Source organism: Achromobacter sp. GD03932 (assembly GCF_029839485.1).
Classification (GTDB): domain Bacteria; phylum Pseudomonadota; class Gammaproteobacteria; order Burkholderiales; family Burkholderiaceae_B; genus Achromobacter; species Achromobacter bronchisepticus_A.
Genome location: NZ_JAOCAT010000018.1, coordinates 22,864 through 41,404 on the forward strand (window position 1 = coordinate 22,864; position 18,541 = coordinate 41,404).

At 66.8% G+C, this 18,541-nt stretch carries 21 protein-coding genes; 13 read left to right on the forward strand and 8 right to left on the reverse strand.

Annotated elements, in window-relative coordinates:
• The 8 genes from tolQ to N5C88_RS17575 all read left to right on the forward strand — a co-directional run bounded on the left by tolQ (position 1) and on the right by N5C88_RS17575 (position 6,787).
• The gene (tolQ, locus tag N5C88_RS17540; RefSeq protein ID WP_054458511.1) at positions 1-681 is read left to right on the forward strand and encodes a protein TolQ; all 681 of its coding nucleotides are present in this window, start codon (positions 1-3) and stop codon (positions 679-681) included.
• Entirely contained in the window at positions 681-1,139 is a 459-nt protein-coding gene (tolR, locus tag N5C88_RS17545) for a protein TolR (protein ID WP_059373013.1), read from the forward strand. Before tolQ ends, tolR begins: the two co-directional genes overlap by 1 nt.
• A 39-nt stretch (positions 1,140-1,178) precedes the next feature.
• Positions 1,179-2,291 carry a cell envelope integrity protein TolA gene (gene tolA, locus N5C88_RS17550; RefSeq protein WP_118932589.1) on the forward strand — a complete coding sequence of 371 codons (1,113 nt, stop codon included), beginning with the start codon at positions 1,179-1,181 and terminating at the stop codon, positions 2,289-2,291.
• 16 nt (positions 2,292-2,307) lie between these two features.
• A complete protein-coding gene (gene tolB / locus N5C88_RS17555) occupies positions 2,308-3,630 on the forward strand; it encodes a Tol-Pal system beta propeller repeat protein TolB (protein WP_059373061.1) in 1,323 nt (440 codons plus the stop codon).
• Between the two features lie 31 nt (positions 3,631-3,661).
• The gene (pal, locus tag N5C88_RS17560; protein WP_042796384.1) at positions 3,662-4,162 is read left to right on the forward strand and encodes a peptidoglycan-associated lipoprotein Pal; all 501 of its coding nucleotides are present in this window, start codon (positions 3,662-3,664) and stop codon (positions 4,160-4,162) included.
• Between the two features lie 86 nt (positions 4,163-4,248).
• Complete coding sequence (gene ybgF / locus N5C88_RS17565; RefSeq protein ID WP_013391489.1) at positions 4,249-4,938, forward strand: tol-pal system protein YbgF; 690 nt, start codon at positions 4,249-4,251, stop codon at positions 4,936-4,938.
• Positions 4,938-5,981 (forward strand): iron ABC transporter permease, encoded by a 1,044-nt coding sequence (locus tag N5C88_RS17570; protein ID WP_118932587.1) that lies wholly within the window; start codon positions 4,938-4,940, stop codon positions 5,979-5,981. The genes ybgF and N5C88_RS17570 overlap by 1 nt, the downstream gene beginning before the upstream one ends.
• Positions 5,978-6,787, forward strand: coding sequence for an ABC transporter ATP-binding protein (locus N5C88_RS17575; protein ID WP_280015890.1), 810 nt, complete (start codon positions 5,978-5,980; stop codon positions 6,785-6,787). The genes N5C88_RS17570 and N5C88_RS17575 overlap by 4 nt, the downstream gene beginning before the upstream one ends.
• 18 nt (positions 6,788-6,805) lie before the next feature.
• Here N5C88_RS17575 and N5C88_RS17580 read toward each other — a convergent pair whose 3' ends face one another.
• On the reverse strand, positions 6,806-7,303 hold the full coding sequence (locus N5C88_RS17580; RefSeq protein ID WP_118932586.1) for a YbaK/EbsC family protein: 498 nt from the start codon (positions 7,301-7,303) through the stop codon (positions 6,806-6,808).
• 128 nt (positions 7,304-7,431) lie between these two features.
• On the opposite strand from N5C88_RS17580, the gene N5C88_RS17585 reads away from it, so the two are divergent.
• Positions 7,432-8,241: an alpha/beta hydrolase gene (locus N5C88_RS17585; RefSeq protein ID WP_280015891.1), complete on the forward strand. Its 810-nt coding sequence runs from the start codon at positions 7,432-7,434 to the stop codon at positions 8,239-8,241.
• Between the two features lie 28 nt (positions 8,242-8,269).
• On the opposite strand, the gene N5C88_RS17590 is transcribed toward N5C88_RS17585, so the two are convergent.
• The gene (locus N5C88_RS17590; RefSeq protein ID WP_059372995.1) at positions 8,270-8,740 is read right to left on the reverse strand and encodes an Lrp/AsnC family transcriptional regulator; all 471 of its coding nucleotides are present in this window, start codon (positions 8,738-8,740) and stop codon (positions 8,270-8,272) included.
• 245 nt (positions 8,741-8,985) lie between these two features.
• Between N5C88_RS17590 and N5C88_RS17595 the strand changes: the two genes are divergently transcribed.
• Entirely contained in the window at positions 8,986-9,942 is a 957-nt protein-coding gene (locus tag N5C88_RS17595) for a DMT family transporter (protein WP_280015892.1), read from the forward strand.
• Positions 9,943-9,952: 10 nt separating this feature from the next.
• On the opposite strand, the gene fusA is transcribed toward N5C88_RS17595, so the two are convergent.
• From fusA to N5C88_RS17615, 4 genes are all read right to left on the reverse strand, one after another.
• Positions 9,953-12,064 carry an elongation factor G gene (gene fusA, locus N5C88_RS17600; RefSeq protein ID WP_059372992.1) on the reverse strand — a complete coding sequence of 704 codons (2,112 nt, stop codon included), beginning with the start codon at positions 12,062-12,064 and terminating at the stop codon, positions 9,953-9,955.
• A gap of 269 nt (positions 12,065-12,333) precedes the next feature.
• A complete protein-coding gene (locus N5C88_RS17605) occupies positions 12,334-12,798 on the reverse strand; it encodes a universal stress protein (RefSeq protein ID WP_013391481.1) in 465 nt (154 codons plus the stop codon).
• A 98-nt stretch (positions 12,799-12,896) separates the two neighbouring features.
• On the reverse strand, positions 12,897-13,241 hold the full coding sequence (locus tag N5C88_RS17610) for a TIGR01244 family sulfur transferase (RefSeq protein WP_042796377.1): 345 nt from the start codon (positions 13,239-13,241) through the stop codon (positions 12,897-12,899).
• Positions 13,242-13,279: 38 nt separating this feature from the next.
• Positions 13,280-14,740, reverse strand: a complete 1,461-nt coding sequence (locus tag N5C88_RS17615) for a PLP-dependent aminotransferase family protein (protein ID WP_059372989.1) — start codon at positions 14,738-14,740, stop codon at positions 13,280-13,282.
• 149 nt (positions 14,741-14,889) lie between these two features.
• Here N5C88_RS17615 and N5C88_RS17620 point away from each other — a divergent pair, with 149 nt between their 5' ends.
• Positions 14,890-15,813, forward strand: coding sequence for a DMT family transporter (locus tag N5C88_RS17620; protein ID WP_118932583.1), 924 nt, complete (start codon positions 14,890-14,892; stop codon positions 15,811-15,813).
• Positions 15,810-16,454 carry a LysE family translocator gene (locus tag N5C88_RS17625; protein ID WP_059372984.1) on the forward strand — a complete coding sequence of 215 codons (645 nt, stop codon included), beginning with the start codon at positions 15,810-15,812 and terminating at the stop codon, positions 16,452-16,454. Before N5C88_RS17620 ends, N5C88_RS17625 begins: the two co-directional genes overlap by 4 nt.
• 8 nt (positions 16,455-16,462) lie before the next feature.
• Here the strand turns inward: N5C88_RS17625 and N5C88_RS17630 are convergent, their stop codons facing one another.
• Positions 16,463-17,155 carry an LrgB family protein gene (locus N5C88_RS17630; RefSeq protein WP_059372982.1) on the reverse strand — a complete coding sequence of 231 codons (693 nt, stop codon included), beginning with the start codon at positions 17,153-17,155 and terminating at the stop codon, positions 16,463-16,465.
• The gene (locus N5C88_RS17635; protein WP_280015893.1) at positions 17,145-17,549 is read right to left on the reverse strand and encodes a CidA/LrgA family protein; all 405 of its coding nucleotides are present in this window, start codon (positions 17,547-17,549) and stop codon (positions 17,145-17,147) included. Before N5C88_RS17635 ends, N5C88_RS17630 begins: the two co-directional genes overlap by 11 nt.
• Positions 17,550-17,646: 97 nt before the next feature.
• Between N5C88_RS17635 and N5C88_RS17640 the strand changes: the two genes are divergently transcribed.
• Positions 17,647-18,534 (forward strand): LysR family transcriptional regulator, encoded by an 888-nt coding sequence (locus tag N5C88_RS17640; protein ID WP_280015894.1) that lies wholly within the window; start codon positions 17,647-17,649, stop codon positions 18,532-18,534.
• Positions 18,535-18,541: the final 7 nt, after the last annotated feature.

The window sequence follows — 18,541 nt, forward strand, 5'->3', positions numbered from 1 at the left end:
ATGCAAGTCACCAACGACATGTCGTTGCTTTCGCTGATTTCGCACGCCAGCGTGCCGGTCCAGCTGATCATGCTGATGCTGTTGGGCATTTCGATCATGTCCTGGACCTACATCTTCGCCAAGCGGCTGGCGATCAAGCGGGCCCATGCCCAGACCCGCCGCTTCGAAGACGATTTCTGGTCGGGCGGCGACCTGTCCATGCTGCAACAGGCCGTGGCCTCGCGCCGCGACGAGCAAGGCGCGCTGGCCCGCATCTTCGATGCCGGCATGACCGAATTCCTGAAGGCCCGCCGCGGCAATGCCTCCGGCGACGCCACCGCCCTGCTGGACGGCCCGCGCCGCGCCATGCGCGCCGCCTACCAGCGCGAGATGGATTCGCTGGAATCGCACCTGAACTTCCTGGCTTCGGCCGGCTCCGTGTCCCCTTACATCGGCCTGCTGGGCACGGTCTGGGGGATCATGCACGCCTTCATCGGCCTGTCGAACATGCAGCAGGCCACCCTGGCCTCGGTGGCTCCCGGCATCGCGGAAGCGCTGATCGCCACCGCCATCGGCCTGTTCGCGGCCATTCCCGCCGTGGTCGCCTACAACCGCTTCACGAACGACATCGATCGCATCTCGATCCGTTTCGACAGCTTCGTCGATGAATTCCTGAACATTCTGCAACGGCAGGTGCGCTAATGCCCTCGGTAAGCTCACGCGGCAGGTCCGGCCGCCGCATGAAGGCCGACATCAACGTGGTGCCGTACATCGACGTGATGCTGGTGCTGCTGGTCATCTTCATGGTGACCGCTCCTCTCATCACGCCCGGCCTGATCCAGCTGCCCTCCGTCGGCGCGGCTTCGGACGTGCCGGTCAAGCCGCTGGAAGTCCAGATTTCGGAAGACGGCAAGATCGCCCTGCGCATGCGCGAACCCGGCGCCACCATGCAGGACATCGCGCGCCCCGAGCTGGTGGCGCAAGTGCGTTCGCGCATTACCGCGGAAACCCCGGTGGTCATCGCCGCCGACGGCAAGGTGCCCTACGAAACGGTCGTGAAGGTCATGGATGAACTTCGCACCAGCGGCATCACCCGCCTGGGTCTGCTGGTGGACCAGTCCGCCGGCGCATCCCAGCCTGCTCCCGCGAAAAAACGCTAACGCGACGCCTTCCGCCGGCGACGCCGGCTTGCAACGCTCATGACGCCACCCATAATCCGACACCGCAGCGGCCCCCCGGCCACCCCGCCCAACCACGACAACCGGAAGGCATTGATCCTGGCCGTGGCCGTGCACGTGCTGCTGCTGATCGTCTTGATCTTTGGCGTGAACTGGCGCTCCGAGAGCCCCGGCCCCGTGCAGGTGCAGCTCTGGGCAGACGGCAATTCGCCCGTCTCGCCGCCGCCCACGCCGCAACCCGAACCCCCGAAGCCTCAGCCCAAGCCGGAACCGAAGCCGGAGCCTGAAAAGGCGCCCGAGCCTCCCCCGCCGCCTCCCCCTCCTCCCAAGCCTGAGCCCGAAGCCCAGCCTAAGACCGAGGAAGTCGACCCCGAGATCGCGCTGCAGGAAGCCAAGAAAAAGCGCGAACAAGAGGAAAAGGCACGCCAGGCTGCCGAAGCCGCCAAGGAAAAGGCGCGCCTCGACGAAGAACGCAAGCAGGCCGAACTGAAAGAAAAGAAGCGTCTGGAGCAGGAACGCCAGGCTGCTGAGAAGGCTGCTGCCGAAAAGGCCGCCGAGAAAGCCGCCGCCGACAAGGCTGCCGCCGAGAAGAAGGCCAAGGACGACGCTGCCAAGAAGGCCGCGGCGGACAAGGCCGCCGCCGAAAAGGCCGCTGCCGACAAGGCTGCCGAGGAAAAAGCCGCGGCCGAAAAGGCTGCCGCCGAGAAAAAAGCCGCGGCCGAGAAGAAGGCCAAGGAAGAGGCGGCCAAGAAGGCCGCCGCCGACAAGGCGCTGAAGGATGCCTTCCGCAACGACGCCCTGGGCGCCGCCGGCATCCCCGGCGGCACGGCCGACCGCAATCAGGCGGGCGGCGGACGCGACAGCGGCTATGGCGCCAAGGTCCGCGCCTGCGTGCAACCCGGGGTGGCTTATCCGCCCCCGGCCCGCAGCGGATCGGAAAATCCCACGGCACAATACCGGGTACAGTTAGGTTCCGACGGGAAGGTCAATGGCGTCACCTTGACCAGTTCTTCGGGCAATGCCGGCTTCGACCGCGCGGTCGAGACGGGCATCCGCCGTTGCAACCCCTTCCCGAAGCCCTCGACGGGCCGCTACGAACCCATTATTGACGTTGTGTACAGAATGTATGATTGACAGGAGATTGATGAATATGACTCCCGCTTATAGCCGACGAGTACCCCCCCTCGCTCTCTGGCGATCGTATGGACTCGGGCTGCTGATGCTGACCTTGGCCTGCCTGATGGCCATCAAGCCCGCCCATGCGCAGCTGCGCGTCGATATTTCCGGTACCGGCGCCACCCAATACCCCGTCGCCATCGCCGACTTCGCCGTCGACGACACCCATGGCCGCGCCCTGGCCGAAGTCATCCGCGCCGACCTGACCCGCACGGGCCAGTTCCGCCTGATCAACGCCGCCGGTTCCGGCCTGAACGTCGACTCCCCCATCGCCTATGACGACTGGCGTGGCAAGGGCGCCGATTTCATCGCCTACGGCAGCATCACGCGCGGCGCCGATGGCCGCTACGACGTCCGCTACCGCCTGGCCGACACGGTCAAGAAGGGCCAGTTGGACGGCGTGGCGTTCTCGGGCACCGAGCAGGAACTGCGCCGCGTGGCGCACCAGATCGCGGACCGCATTTACGAGAAGATCACCGGCGTTAAGGGCGTCTTCTCGACCCGTATCGCGTACGTGCTGAAGAAGGGCGCCACCTACGAACTGCAGGTGGCGGACGCCGACGGGCAGAACCCGCAAGTCGCCCTGCGTTCGCGCGAGCCCATCATTTCGCCGTCCTGGTCGCCCGATGGCACCAAGCTCGCCTATGTGAGCTTCGAATCCGGCAAACCTGTCGTCTACGTGCACAATCTGGCCACCAGCGCCCGTTCGCCTGTCGCCAACTTCAAGGGCAACAACAGTGCACCGGGCTGGTCGCCCGATGGCAGCAAGCTGGCGGTGGCTTTGACCCGCGATGGTTTGTCGCAAATTTACATCGTTGGCGCGACCGACGGCTCGAATCCGACCCGAGTTACGCGTTCTCCCGGGATTGACACCGAACCGAGCTTTACGCCAGACGGTGCTTCCATTATCTTTACGAGTGACCGCAGCGGCGGGCCGCAGATCTACCAGACCGGCTCGAGTGGTGGCGAAGCACGCCGCCTCACGTTTAATGGTGGTTACAACATATCACCCCGAATTTCCCCCGATGGATCGACGCTACTGTACGTTGCAAGACGCGACGGCGCGTTTCGAATCGCATCGTTGAACCTGTCCTCAGGCTCCGAGACCTTGTTGACTGATGGTCGTGACGATCAGTCCCCGAGTTTTGCGCCGAATGGAATGCAAGTCCTTTACGCCGCCATCCAAAATGGCCGTAGCGTGCTTGCTGGTGTCTCGAGCGATGGCCGCGTACGGCAGACGCTTTCGGTACTGAATGGGGAAATACGTGAACCGACTTGGGGCCCATTTACCCGATAACACGTGTGACTCTCTTTGCAAAGGAACTATCATGAAGTCGCGCATTGCCAAAAGCCTAACCATCGCCGCTCTGGCTGCCGCCCTGGCAGCTTGCAGCTCCGTCCCTCTCGACGATAAAGCGGGTCAGGGCGGAGGCGCTGGCCAAGGATCCTCGGCCTCTGGCCAGATCCTTGATCCCTTCAACCCCCAAAGCATCCTGGCGCAACAGCGCTCGGTGTACTTTGACTTCGACAGCTACACGGTGTCGGACCAGTACCGCAGCTTGGTCGAAACCCACGCCAAGTACCTGGCCTCGCATCAGCAGCAGACCATCAAGATCGAAGGCAACACCGACGAACGCGGCGGCGCTGAATACAACCTGGCCCTGGGCCAGCGCCGTGCCGACGCTGTGCGCCGCATGATGACCCTGCTGGGCGTCAGCGACAACCAGATCGAAACCATCAGCTTCGGTAAAGAAAAGCCGAAGGCGACTGGTACGTCGGAAGCCGACTTCGCGGAAAACCGCCGCGCCGATATCGTTTATCGCCGCTAAGCTTTTTCGTATAGTCTAGAGCCCTACCACGCGTCGGGACGGTCAACCGGCCGTCCCGACGTTTGTTTTTATACCCGGGAATTTTCATGCGCGATAACGTTCTGTCCCTGCGTCCTCTGATTGCGGCCACCGGCTTGGTGCTTGCGGCCCTTGCGGCGCCCGCCCACGCTTTTTCCGACGATGAGGCCCGCCGGGCCATCCTGGATTTGCGCCAACAGGTGCAGCAGCAGAACGAACAAAGCCAGCGCGCCAAGCTGCAATTGGCCGATCAGATCCAGGCCTTGCAGCAGGAAGTCGCCCAACTGCGCGACCAGCTCGAACTGGTGTCGCGCCAGCAGCCCTCGGCCAAGCCGGGCGGCGCGGCGGGCAGCGCCAATCCGCCGGGAGCCTCCGCCGGCGACCCCCAGGAACAGGCCGCCTATGACGGCGCGATCGACCTGTTCCGCAAGGGCCAGTACAAGGAAGCGTCCGAATCGCTGGCCGCCTTCACCGCCCTGTACCCCGCCAGCCAGCTCGCGCCCAGCGCCCAGTTTTACCTGGGCAGCAGCCGCTATGCGCTGAAGGACTTCAAGGGCGCCATCGAGCAATTGAACGCCATGGTCCAGAAGGCCCCGGACAACGCGCGCGCGCCCGACGCCCTGCTGGTGATCGCCGGCAGCCAGATCGAAATGAACAATCGCGCCGGCGCCAAGACGACGCTGCAGCGCATTGTTCGCGACTACCCGACCACGCCGGCCGCCAGCACGGCCAAGAGCCGTCTGCAGCTGCTGCAGTAATGCCGCCTGCCGCGAGCGCGGTTGCCGCATACCGGCACATCCTGCGCCGCCGGGCAGGGCTTATCGCCCTGCTGCTGGCGGCGCTTTTCATTGCGCTGCTGGCCGACTTTACCGTCGGCCCCTCGGGCCTGCCCTGGGGCGAACTGTGGCAGACGCTCACTGCACCCGGCGCGGCTGATCCAACCACCCGAGTCATCGTGTGGGACATCCGCCTGCCGTCGACGTTGATGGCCGCCCTGGTCGGCATGGCGCTGGGGATGGCGGGCGCGGAAATGCAGACCATCCTGAACAACCCCTTGGCCAGCCCATTTACGCTGGGCGTGTCGTCCGCCGCGGCCTTTGGCGCCTCGCTGGCCATCGTGCTGCAGCTGGGCCTGCCCGGCGTTCCCGCTGGCTGGCTGGTGGCCGGCAACGCTTTCCTGTTTGCGCTGCTGGCGGCCTTGATGCTGGACGCCGTGACCCGTTGGGGCGGCATGAATACCTCGGGCGTGGTGCTGTTCGGCATCGCCATGCTGTTCACCTTCAATGCGCTGGTGTCGCTGGTGCAGTTCATGGCCAGCGCCGAGGCGCTGCAGAACCTGGTGTTCTGGACCATGGGCAGCTTGTCGCGTTCCAGCTGGACCACGGTCGGCGTGCTGGCGGCGGCCTTTGCCGTGGCGCTGCCGCTGGCCATGCGCCAATCCTGGAAACTGACCGCGCTGCGCCTGGGCGAGGACCGCGCCGCGAGCTTCGGCGTGGACGTGCGCCGCGTGCGCGTTGCGGCGCTGGCCCGGGTCAGCCTGCTGTCGGCGCTGGCGGTGGCCTTTGTCGGCACGATAGGCTTCATCGGGTTGGTCGCGCCGCACATTGCGCGGCGGCTGTTCGGCGAGGACCACCGCTACTTCCTGCCGGGCAGCGCGTTGGTAGGCGCGGTGATCCTGTCCCTGGCGTCGATCGCCTCCAAGAACCTCATGCCGGGCGTGGTCGTGCCGGTGGGCATCGTGACCGCCCTGGTCGGCATACCCTTTTTCGCGTCGGTGGTGCTGCGCCGGCAGATGCCATGACCGCGCCGCGCACCGCTACCGCAACGACGCTATCCGTGCGCGGCCTCACGGCCGGCTACGGACGCTCGGACGTGCTGCATGCGCTGTCGATACCCGAGTTGCCCGCCGGCCAGGTGACCGCTCTGCTCGGCCCCAACGGCAGCGGCAAATCCACCCTGCTCAAGACCCTGGCGGGCCTGGTCCGCGTGCGCGCCGGACAGGTCACGCTGGACGGCCGCGACCTGCTGCGCCAGAGCTTCGGCGAACGCGCGCGCCACGTGGTCTACTTGCCCCAGGGCCTGCCCGCGGCCGTGCACCTGCGGGTGTTCGAATCCGTGCTGGTGGCGGCCAAGGCGGGCGACAGCCTGGGTACGCCGGTGGACATGCAAGCCATAGACCGGCTGCTGGAGCGCCTGGGCATTGCCCATCTGGCCTTGAAGTACCTGGATTCGCTGTCCGGCGGACAGAAGCAGCTGGTGGGACTGGCGCAGGCCTTGATCCGCCACCCGCGCGTGCTGCTGCTGGACGAACCGCTGTCGGCGCTGGACCTGAACTACCAGTTCCACGTCATGCAGCTGCTGCGGCAGGAAACCCTGGAACACGGCCTGATCAGCGTCATCGTGCTGCATGACCTGAACGTGGCGCTACAGCACGCCGACCGGGCCGTCATGATCCATGACGGCCGGCTGCACGCGGCGGGCCTGCCGGCGGACGTGATCACGCCGGCATCGCTGGCGGCGGTCTACGGGGTGGAAGGACGGGTGGAGGCCTGCTCGCGCGGCCTGCGGCAGGTGCTGATCGACGGGCTGCAAGCGCGCCCGCACTGAACGCGGGACAGCGCGATGTCAGGCGCGCAGCGCCACGTCCACGACCGGCGCGCCGGTCATGTCCGCCAGTTGCCGCGGCGTCAGGTTGAACACCGCATGCGGATGCCCCGCGGCAGCCCACAGGCTGTCGTAGTTGAAGAGATCCGCGTCCAGCAGCATCACCGGCTTGACCGCATGGCCGATGGGACACACGCCGCCGATCGCATAGCCGGTCATGTCGCGCACGAACTTCGCGTCCGCCTTGGCCAGCGGCCCCACCTGCGAGGCCACCTTGGCCTCGTCCACTCGGTTCGCGCCGCTGGCAATGACCAGCACCGGCGCGTCATCCGAGGCGCGCCGGAAGATGATGGACTTGGCGATCTGCGCGACCTCGCAGCCTAGCCCCGCCGCCGCTTCCGCCGAGGTCTTGCCGGTTTGCGGCAGGACGACCACGGGCTTGTCATGCCCCAGTTCCAGCAACAGGCGCGCGACGCGCTGGGCGGATTCGGGCAAGGCGGCAAGGGACTCAGGCGACATCGGGACGGCTCCGTTGAGTTGGGAAATAGGCGCGGCCAGCGCGCCGGGACATCGGAAACGAGTTTATCAGCGCGGAGGCGCGGCGCCTGCGGGCTAGAATGCGCTCCTGGCTTTCCCACACGACACCCATGCGTTCCGAACCCGTCCTGCCCCTGCAAACCGCCCTGATCGGCGGCTACGCCATGTCCTACACCGAGTACGGCAGCGGCGCGCCCCTGGTGCTGGTGCACGGCTCCTTGTCCGACTGCCGCTACTGGAAGTCGCAGATGGCGCCGCTGGGCAAGTCGTTCCGCGTGCTGGCGGTCTGCCTGCGCCGCTACTGGCCCGAAACCTGGGACGGCGAAGGCGAGGGTTTTTCAGTCGAACAGCATGCCAGCGACGTGCTGGAGTTCATCGATACGGTGGCAGGCGAACCGGCCCATCTGGTGGGCCATTCCCGCGGCGGCCGCGTGGCGCTGGAGGCCGCATTGCAGCAGCCTGCCGCGCTGCGCAGCCTGACCCTGGCCGACCCGGGCCTGCCCTTGCCTGGTGACGACGACCTGCGCGGCGGCTTTCGCCAGCGCGCGCTGGCGCTCATCCGCGACGGCGAGATCGAAGATGGCCTGGCGCTGTTCGTGGATACCGTCACCGGACCCGACACCTGGCAACGCATGGTGCCGTGGTTCAAGGAAATGGTGCGCGACAACGTCGGCACGCTGTTCGGACAGGCCGAGGAAAAGCCCGAAGCGCTGACGCCCGGGCAGATCGGCACGCTGAAGCTGCCGACCCTGCTGATTGGCGGCGCGCTCAGCCCCGCGCCCTATCCGGCCGTTTTGGATGCCCTGTCGCAATGGCTGCCGCAAGCGCAGCGCGTGACGATCACCGGATCGTCGCACGGCATGAACCTGGGCAATCCGCGCGCCTTCAACGGCGCGATCGAGGCATTCATCAACGGCTGACGCTGGCGCTGCCCGGCCGTGGCACGCCTCAGGGCTCGACCGAAGGCGTGTGCTTCAGACGCCGCAACACGAAGGTGGAACGGCTGTGCCGCACGCCGCGCAGCTTGTAGAGCCGCTTGCGCAGGAACTCCTCGTAGCCTTCGGTTCCCGCCACCGCCACCTTGATCAGATAGTCGTACTCGCCCGTCACGAGAAAGGCCTCGACCACTTCCGGCAGCCGCGTGATCTCTTCGCCGAAGCGCGCCAGCGTGTCGTCATCGTGGTGTTCCAGCGTCACCTCGATCATGACGGTGTCCGGCAAGCCCAGCGCCTTCTGGTTCAAGAGGGCGGCGTAGCCCTCGATCACGCCCGCCTCCTCCAGCGCCTTGACCCGGTTCCAGCAAGGCGTGGGCGACAGGCCCACCTGCTCGGCCAGTTTCAGGTTGGTGAGGCGCCCGTCCGCACGCAGCGCGCGCAGGATCTTGCGGTCGGTTTCGTCGATTTTGGGCGATGTGGACATGGGAAGGCCGATAGAAAAGATATTTTCCCTGGAAAAACAAATTCTACAAGACAGATATTTTCCTGAATCAGCAAATACGGCGTGAATCAGGAAACCTATTTTGCCCTCCTGCCCGTAGACTCTCCTGCAAGACGGTCACCTATCCCGCCCGTCCGATTTCGGCGTCCACGCTGCGGCACAACCCGGCGCAGACGCCGGCAGTATCAACGCAGCACGCCGCGCGCCGATCCGCACGGCAGGAAACCATGTCTCTCGCAGCAGCAGCACCCGCAAGAACCGGCCTGGGCCTTTCCGGCACCGCCATGCTTTTGGCCGCTCCGGCGCTCTTCGCCTCCAACATGGTGGCGGCCCGCTGGGCCCATGATGCCAACCTCCCCCCCGTTTTCCTGGCCTTCGGCCGCTGGCTGATCGCCCTGCTGATCCTGCTGCCGCTGGCCGCGCCCGCCCTGCGCGCGCATCGCAAGACCTTGTGGCGCGCCCTGCCGTCGCTGGCGCCGCTGGCGGTGCTGGGCATGGGCGTGGCCGTGGCGCCGCAGTACATCGGCGCCCAGAACACCAGCGCGACCAACATCGCCCTGATCTTTTCGTGCAGCCCCATCCTGGTGGCGCTGCTGGAAGCCATCATCTGGCGCAAGCCGCTGTCCGCCCTGCGCGGCGCGGGCCTGGCGCTGGCCTTGGGCGGCGTACTGGTGGTGCTGGCACGCGGTGACGCGCAGACGCTGGCCCGCCTGGATTTCGGCCAAGGGGACCTCTGGGTGCTGCTGGCCGCCACTGGCTGGGCCTTCTACACCGTGTTGCAGAAGCGGCTGAGTCTGCCCGCGGTGCCGGACAGCGCCCGGCTGGCCGCCATGATGCTGGGCGGCGTGCTGGCCCTGGCGCCCTTTGCCGCGATCGAGGCCGCGGCCGGCGCCACGCCGCCCTGGGGCGATCCGCGACTGGCCGCGGTGCTGCTGTTCCTGGCGGTGGTGCCCAGCCTGGGCGCGTACTACGTGTACGGCCGCCTGATCAGCCAGGCCGGGCCGGCCACCGCGGGGCTGTCGATGTTCCTGGTGCCGGTCTATGCCGCGCTGCTGGCCTGGCCGCTGCTGGGCGAAGCCCCGCAGCTGTTCCATGCCTACGGTTTCGTGATGATCCTGCTGGGCGTGAAGCTGGCCTCGTCGCGCATGCGCGCGGCGGCGGCCACGGCCGCCGCCCCGGCCTGAAGCGGACGGCTCAGCGGCCGGTGCCCTGAGCCGCCATCACTTCCTGCGCCACCTGGCGCGGCGCCTCGGCATAGTGCTTGAACTCCATGCTGTAGGTCGCACGCCCCTGGGTCAGCGAGCGCAGCGAGGTGGAGTACCCGAACATCTCGGCCAGCGGCACTTCGGCGCGCACCAGTTTGCCGCCGCCGCCCGCGATATCCTCCATGCCCTGCACCATGCCGCGCCGCGAGGACAAGTCGCCCATGACGTTGCCGGTGAAGTCCTCGGGCGTTTCCACCTCGACCTGCATCATGGGTTCCAGCAGCACCGGATCGGCGCGGCGCATGCCTTCCTTGAAGGCCATCGACCCCGCCATCTTGAAGGCGTTCTCGTTCGAGTCCACGTCGTGGTACGAGCCGAAGAACAGCGTCGCCTTCACATCCACCACCGGATAGCCCGCCAGCACTCCGGCATTGAGGGCTTCGCGTATGCCCTTGTCGACGGCCGGAATGAACTCGCGCGGCACCACGCCGCCCTTGATGGCATCGACGAATTCATAGCCCTTGCCGGGCTCCTGCGGTTCCAGCTTGAGCACCACATGGCCGTACTGGCCGCGCCCGCCTGATTGCTTGACGAACTTGCCTTCGACCTCGTTGCAGGTCTTGCGTATGGTTTCGCGGTACGCGACCTGGGGCTTGCCCACCGTGGCCTCGACGCCGAACTCGCGCTTCATGCGGTCGACCAGGATTTCCAGGTGCAGCTCGCCCATGCCGGAAATGATGGTCTGGCCGGACTCTTCATCCGTGCGCACGCGGAACGACGGATCCTCTTGCGCCAGTCGGCCCAGCGCGATGCCCATTTTTTCCTGGTCGGCCTTGGTCTTGGGCTCCACGGCCTGGGAAATCACGGGCTCCGGAAACACCATGCGTTCCAGGATGATGATGTGGGCGGGATCGGTCAGCGTGTCGCCAGTGGTAACGTCCTTGATGCCCACGGCCGCCGCGATGTCGCCCGCGTAGACCTCGGTGATCTCGCGCCGCTCGTTGGCGTGCATCTGCAGGATGCGGCCCAGCCTTTCCTTCTTTTCCTTGATGGGATTGAAGACCGAGTCGCCCGACTTCACCACGCCCGAATAAACGCGGAAGAACACCAGTTGGCCGACAAAGGGGTCGGTCATGATCTTGAAGGCCAAGGCCGAAAACGGCTCGTTGTCGGTGGGATGCCGTTCGATTTCATGATCGCGCACGTCGTGGCCCTTGATCGCGGGCACGTCCACGGGTGAAGGCATATAGTCGATGACCGCGTCCAGCATGGCCTGCACGCCCTTGTTCTTGAACGCGCTGCCACAGAGCATCGGCACGATCTCGTTGGCGACCGTGCGCATGCGCAGGCCCTGCTTGATTTCATCCTCGGTCAAGGGTTCGCCCGACAGGTATTTTTCCAACAGGGTTTCGTTGGCCTCGGCGGCCTTCTCCACCATCTTGTCGTGCCATTCCTGGGCCTGGGCCTGCATCGAGGCGGGAATGTCGCGGTACTCGAAGCGCACGCCCTGGCTGGCCTCATCCCAGATGATGGCCTTCATCTTGACCAGGTCGATCACGCCTTCGAAATGGTCCTCGGCGCCCACCGGCAGCTGGATGGGCACGGCGTCGCCCTTCAGGCGTTCGGCGATCTGGCGCTGCACGCGCAGGAAGTCGGCGCCGACCCGGTCCATCTTGTTGACGAAGGCCAGCCGCGGCACCTTGTACTTGTTGGCTTGGCGCCAGACGGTTTCGGATTGCGGCTGCACGCCGCCCACGGCGTCGTAGACCATGACCGCGCCATCCAGCACGCGCATGGAACGCTCGACCTCGATGGTGAAGTCGACGTGGCCCGGCGTGTCGATGATGTTGATGCGGTGTTCGGGATAGTTGCCCGCCATGCCCTTCCAGAAGGCGGTGGTGGCGGCCGACGTGATGGTGATGCCGCGTTCCTGTTCCTGCTCCATCCAGTCCATCACGGCGGCGCCGTCATGCACCTCGCCGATCTTGTGGGTGATGCCGGTATAGAAGAGGATGCGCTCGGTGGTCGTCGTCTTGCCCGCGTCGATGTGGGCGCTGATGCCGATATTGCGGTAAAGCTCGATACGCGTCTTGCGAGTCATGGCCTCTTCCCTTGCAGTGAACTACCGGGCGAAGACGGCAAGCCCGACCGGGCCTTGCCGCGGCGGGCGCCATGCCGCGTAGGGTGCTTGAGAATCGCGGAACCGCGCCCGCACTGATGCGTAAATATTACGCGCGGCGCGACAAGAAACAAGCCTAGTCCCTGCAAGGGCCAAGGATAAAAAAAGCCCCTCCAACGGGAGGGGCTCGTTTGCCATGCACCAGCCTGGGGCGAGCCTCAGGGGCTGCCCGCAGCGGCGTACCGTGCAGGCTACTTCTTTTCTTCCTTGACGCGGTACACCAGCACGGCGGTGCTGGCCAGCGACAGGACCTTGGCGGTGACGCTGCCCAGCAGCAGGCGCGACAGGCCGCTGCGGCCGTGGCTGCCGATGAAGATCAGGTCGCAGCCGGCGTCGGCGGCGGCTTGCACGATGCCGTCGGCAACGTTGAAGTTCGATACGGCGCGCGACTCGGACTTCACGCCGGCGGTGTCGGCGCGGTCGGTGATCTGCTTGAGGTACTTGTCGGCCTGCTCGGCGGAGGCCTTTTCGTAGTCTTCGTCGGTGATGGCGTAGGCGGCAGCCATGCCGTCAAAGCCGATCGTGGCTGCGAAAGGCTGGGTCACGTAGAGCGCGACGACTTCAGCGCCCACGGAACGCGCAAAGCAAATGCCGGCATTGGCGGCTTGGGCCGAGAGCGGAGAACCGTCGGTGGGAATCAGGATCTTCTTGAACATCTTGCCTGCTCCTGTTTGTGAGGTACCTCCATGCTACCGGAAACGCGCCAGGTTCACATCAACCGAACCCGGCGCGCCTTGACGCGCGTCAAGCGCGATCAGCCCAGCTGCTGGGCGGCGGCGAACAGATTGGTGCAGCGGGTGCCGGTGCGGCAGTACGCCAGGACCGGGCCCGGCAGCGTGCGCAGCAGCTCGGCGAAACGCACCACGTCGGCGGCGGTCATGGCGCTGCCCACCACGGGCTGGTATTCGATCTGCAGGCCGGCGGCCAGGGCGGCCTTGGACACGTCCGCGGCGGTGGGCTGGTCCGGGCCGCCTTCAAAATCGGGACGGTTGATGATCACGCTCTTGTAGCCGGCGGCGGCGACGTCCGCCATGTCGTCCGGGCCGAGCTGGGGCGCGACGGCGAAATTCTGGGTCAGGGGTTTGATGGGTGCGGACATGGCGGTTCCTTCAATGGCTTCAAAGAGACAGCTTTCTATTATTGATTGCTGGAGGCGTTTTGCGCGAAGATTTTTTCCAGATCGGTCCAGACGCCGCGATGATCGGCGATCGTGACCGAAAAGCGCAGCATCGTGGACGGCGCCTGGGACGGGGAAAACAGCGTGCCCGGAGCCAGCAGCATGCCGTGGTCGGCCGCCACGCGCGCCAGCGCCTCGGTATCGCGGCCGTAATCGGCCCAGACGAACATGCCGGCGTGCGGCTCGTGGTGCACCGTCAACCCCAGTTTCAGCAACCCTTTCAGGCAGCGCTGGCGGGCGTCGTCCACCCGCAGGCGCACGCGCTCGATGTGGCGGCGGTACTGCCCTTCCATCAGCACCCGGTGGATCACCCGCTCGCCGAGTTCGGGCGAGGTCAGGCCGGCCAGCATCTTCAGGTCGGCGAGCTTCTGCAGGATGTCGGGATTCGCCGCCAGATAGCCCACGCGCAGGCTGGCCGCCAGCATCTTGGAATAACCGCCCACCAGGATCACCCGTTTCAGGCGGTCCAGCGCGGCCAGCTTCATGGCGCCGCCCGGATGCAGTTCGCCGTAGGTGTCGTCCTCGACCACGAGAAAATCGTGGCGTTCGGCGATGCGCAGGATGTCGTAGGCGGCGCCGGCCGACAACGTGTGGCCGGTGGGGTTGTGCACGGAACTGTTGATGATGAAGAGCTTGGGCTTGTGTTGGGCAGCCAGCTGTTCGAGCAGCGCCGTATCGGGGCCGTCGGGGCCGCGCGGCACGCCGATCAGGCGCGCGCCGAAGGCGGCCAATCGGCCGAAGATGACGAACCAGGCCGGGTCTTCGACCAGCACGGTGTCGCCCGGTTTGACCAGGTGCCGCGCGATCAGGTCCAGGCCGTGCGTGACGCCGTTGGTCGTCAGCAGGTTGAGTTCCGGATGCGCAGGCACGCCATCGTTCTGCAGGAAGGCGGCGATCTGCTGGCGCAGCGGCGCGAAGCCCTGCGGGTGGCCATAGCTGACCAGATGGCCGCGCACCGAACGGCCCACGGCGCGCACCGCGCCCGCCACCATCTCGGGGTCGAGCCAGTCCGCCGGCAGCAGCCCCGCGCCGCCCGGCATGCCTGAAGGGTTGGTGTCGCGGAACATGCTGCGCAACAGCCAGGCGACATCGATCCGGGCAGGCGGCGTGAACGCCGCGGGCGCCGCGCTGGCCACGGCGGCCAGGTGGCCGCTGCGCGCCCGCACGAAGAACCCCGCGCCGCGCCGCGACTGCACCAGGCCGCGGGCCACCAGGCGGTCGTAGGCCTCGACCACGGTGAAGCGGCTGACGCCCGACTGTTCGGCCATCTTGCGGATCGACGGCAGCCGGGTGCCGGGCCGCAGACCCTGTTCATCGATGCGGCGCGCCAGCCCATCTGCCAGCTGTGTCACCAAGGTGGCGTCGGCCTGGCGCACGGGTTGCCAGGGCATGGGGGAGGTCGCGGCGGCGGCAACTGTCATGGGGATTTCACCAGGCCAGTAAGTAAAGTGATATGCAAAAGTGTACCGGTACTGTACCGATAACTATGCGTAGAGTGACAGCAATGCCGAAAACCCGCAATAGCGAATGGGCGCGATGCCCGCGGCGTTCCCCAACCTTGGTGGCTGTGATGACCCGTCCCGCTTTCTATCCGACCTCCCAGGCTGCGCCTGGCGCGCCCGCTGGGCTGTGGGAGGGGTACGGCTATGGCTTTCTGGGGGTGCTGGTCTTTTCCCTGACGCTGCCCATGACCCGCCTGGCCGTCGGCGAGCTGGCGCCGCTGCTTGTGGGACTGGGCCGGGCGCTGCTAGCGGCGGTGCCGGCCATCGCCGTGCTCTGGTTGACGCGCGCGCGCCGCCCGAACCGCGAGGAATGGCCGGGCGTGATCCTGGCCGCGCTGGGCATCGTGGTGGGCTGGCCGCTGGCATCCTCGCTTGCCATGCAGACCGTGCCCGCGTCGCAGGGCGCCGTCTTCAACGGGCTGCTGCCCCTGTCGACCGCGGCCTTTGCCGCGCTGCGCAGCGGCGAGCGCCCCTCGCCCGCCTTCTGGGCCTGGGCCGTGCTGGGCGCCGCGCTGGTGACGGCCTATGCCCTGCGCCAGGGCGAAGGCGCCCTGCAGCCGGGCTATCTGTGGCTGTTGCTGGCCGTGGTCCTGGGCGGCATGGGCTATGCCGAGGGCGCGCGCGCTTCCCGCACGCTGGGCGGCGGGCGCACCATCTGCTGGGCGCTGGTGATCAGCGCGCCCGTGGTGGCCGCGCCGGTCGGCTGGATGGCGGCGCAGCAGGCCAGTTGGCCCAGCGCCCCGGTGATCTACGCCAGCGCCTATCTGGCGCTGGGTTCGATGTTCCTGGGCTTTTTTGCCTGGTATCGCGGTCTGGCCGTGGGCGGCATCGCCCGGGTCGGCCAGGTGCAGTTGCTGCAACCGTTCCTGACGGTGGTGGCGGCCGCATTGTTGTTTGGCGAATCCGTGGAGCCGGCGACGTACGTCTTCGCGGCTGCCGTGATCGCCGTTATCGCCGGCGGACGCCGCGCCATCGTCAGGACCAAAGAATGAATCTGCTCCCCTCCAACTGGGCCGACGTGCCCCTGATGTCCCTGTCCCTGCTGGGCCCGCTGGCCATGTTCGCCCTGGTCAGTTCCATTACCCCCGGACCCAACAACGTGATGCTGGCCTCGTCCGGCCTGAACTTCGGCTTCCGCCGCAGCGTGCCGCATCTGCTGGGGGTGAACCTGGGCTTCACCTTCATGATTTTCCTGGTGGGAATCGGGCTGGGCTCGGTGTTCCAGCAGGTGCCGCAGCTTTACACCGTGCTGAAGTACGCGGGCGCGGCCTATCTGCTGTACCTGGCGTGGAAGATCGCGAATTCGGGCGAAATGGACGACGGCGAGGCGCGCGGAAAGCCGTTCACCTTCCTGCAGGCCGCCGCCTTTCAGTGGGTCAACCCCAAGGCCTGGGTCATGGCCGTGGGCGTGATCGCCACCTACACGCCGCAGAATGGCTTCTTCGCCAATCTGGTCATCGCCACCGTCGTCTGCGGCATCGTCAACCTGCCCAGCATCGGCATCTGGGTGACCTTCGGCACGGCGTTGCGCCGCGTGCTGCACAAGCCCTGGGCGATCCGCGCCTTCAATGTGGGCATGGCGCTGCTGCTGGTGGCGTCGCTGTATCCGGTAGCGCTGGAAATGCTGCACTGACGCGGCGCTCAGGCCAGCAACCCCACAACCACGGCGGGCGTGACCAGCACATTGAACAGCCCCGCCATCACCATCACCAGGCCCGCGACGGCGCCTTCATCGGCCGCCAGTTCGCGGGCCTTGGCCGTTCCGGCGCCGTGCGCGCCCATGCCGAACAGCGCGCCGCGCGCCAGCGCCGAACGCAGCGGCAGCCAGCGCCGCATCAACTGGCCCAGGGCCGCGCCGAACACGCCCGTGACGATCACGAAGACGGCCGTCAGGTCCGGCACGCCGCCCACGTGCGACGACACGGCGACCGCGAACGGCGTGGCCACCGAACGCGGCAGCAGGCTCAGGCGCAGGTCCGGCGACAGGCCCAGCAGGCTGCCCAGCATCCAGGCGCTGGCGCCTGCGATCAGGCTGCCCACCGCCACGCCCGCCACCAGCACCGGCCAGTAACGGCGGATCAGCGCGCGCTGTTCATACAAGGGCAGCGCGAAGGCCACGATGACCGGGCCCAACATCGCCATCAGCCAGTGCGACCCCGCCATGTAGTCCCGGTAGCCGGTGTGCAGCGCAAGCGCCAGCGCCAGCAGCAGCGCGGGCGCCACCACCAGGGTCGACGTGCACCAGTAGGCATAGCGCCGGTAGAACAGGCGCGCGCAGACATAGGCCAGCACCGTCGCGGCGGGCCAGAACAGCAGATTGAAATCAGCTGGCATGGCGATTCATCCAGCGATAGCAGAGATCGATGGTCAACGCCGTGCCGGCCATCACCAGAACCGTGCCCAGGAGGATGACGGCCAGCAGCTTCAAGCCCAGCACGCCCAGGAATTCGCGGTGGTCCAGCAGCGACATGACGGCGGGCACGAAGAACAGCAGCATCTCGCCCAGCAGCCAGCTGGCGCCGCGATGCACGTTGCGCACCCGCAGGCGGCGCGTGGCCAGCAGCGCCAGCACCAGCGCCATGCCAATGACGCCGCCCGGCACGGGCAGACCCAGCAACTGGGCCAACGCCTGACCCAGCAAGGAGAAGAGGACCAGCAGACAGATTTGCAGCACGCGGCTGCGGCGCAGCGTGCTGCGTAGAAGAAGGGCGAGGCGTGGGCGAGGCATGAGACGAAGTTCCTGCGGCAAGCAGATGTTTTACGCCTACGGTGCTCATAGATAAAATGAATTCGATGAATTCAAGTTATTCCAGATAGGCATACACATGGAACTGCGTCCGTTGCGCGCCCTGGTAGAAGTGGTCCGCCAGGGCGGTTTCTCTCAAGCCGCCCGGGCCGTCTTCGCCACCCAGCCCACCGTCAGCAAAGCGGTGCGCCAGCTGGAAGACGAACTGGGCATGCCGTTGCTGGACCGCCACGCCCAGCCGCCGCGGCTGACCGCGGCCGGCGAAATCGTCTACCGCCGCGCCGTGGCCATGCTGGCGCAGCGCGATGATCTGTACGCCGAACTGGACGAACTGAAGGGGCTCAAGCGCGGCGTGCTGCGCCTGGGCCTGCCGCCGCTGGGCAGCAGCACCCTGTTCGCCCCCATGTTTGCGCGCTTTCGCAGCCGCTATCCGCAGATTGAAATCAGCCTGGTGGAACACGGCAGCCGTCGCCTGGAGGAAATGGTGATGGCCGGCGAGATCGAACTGGCCGCCTCGCTCAAACCGGTGCCCGACATCTTCGAATGGCAGCCCGTGGCGCGCGAGCCGCTGGTGGCGCTGATGCCGGCCGACCACCCCAAGGCGCACGCCGCAACGGTCGGATTGAGCGATCTGCGGGACACGCCCTTCATTCTGTTCGAGACCGGCTTCGCCCTGAACCGCATCATCCACGACGCCTGCCAGCGCGCCGGCTTCTCCCCCACCGTGGCCGCGCGCAGCGGCCAGATCGATTTCATCGCGGCGCTGGTGGCGGCCGGCCTGGGCGTGGCCTTCCTGCCGCGCCTGAAGGCCCGCGAAGAGCTGCACGCCGGCGTGGCGCGCGTGCCGCTGCGCGATGCCGGCACGGACTGGGAGATGGTGCAGGTGTGGCGCCGCGGCGGCTACCTGTCGCATGCCGCCCAGGCCTGGCTGGCCTTGACCCGGCAAGTCCATCCCGAAGTATGCTGATGCCGGA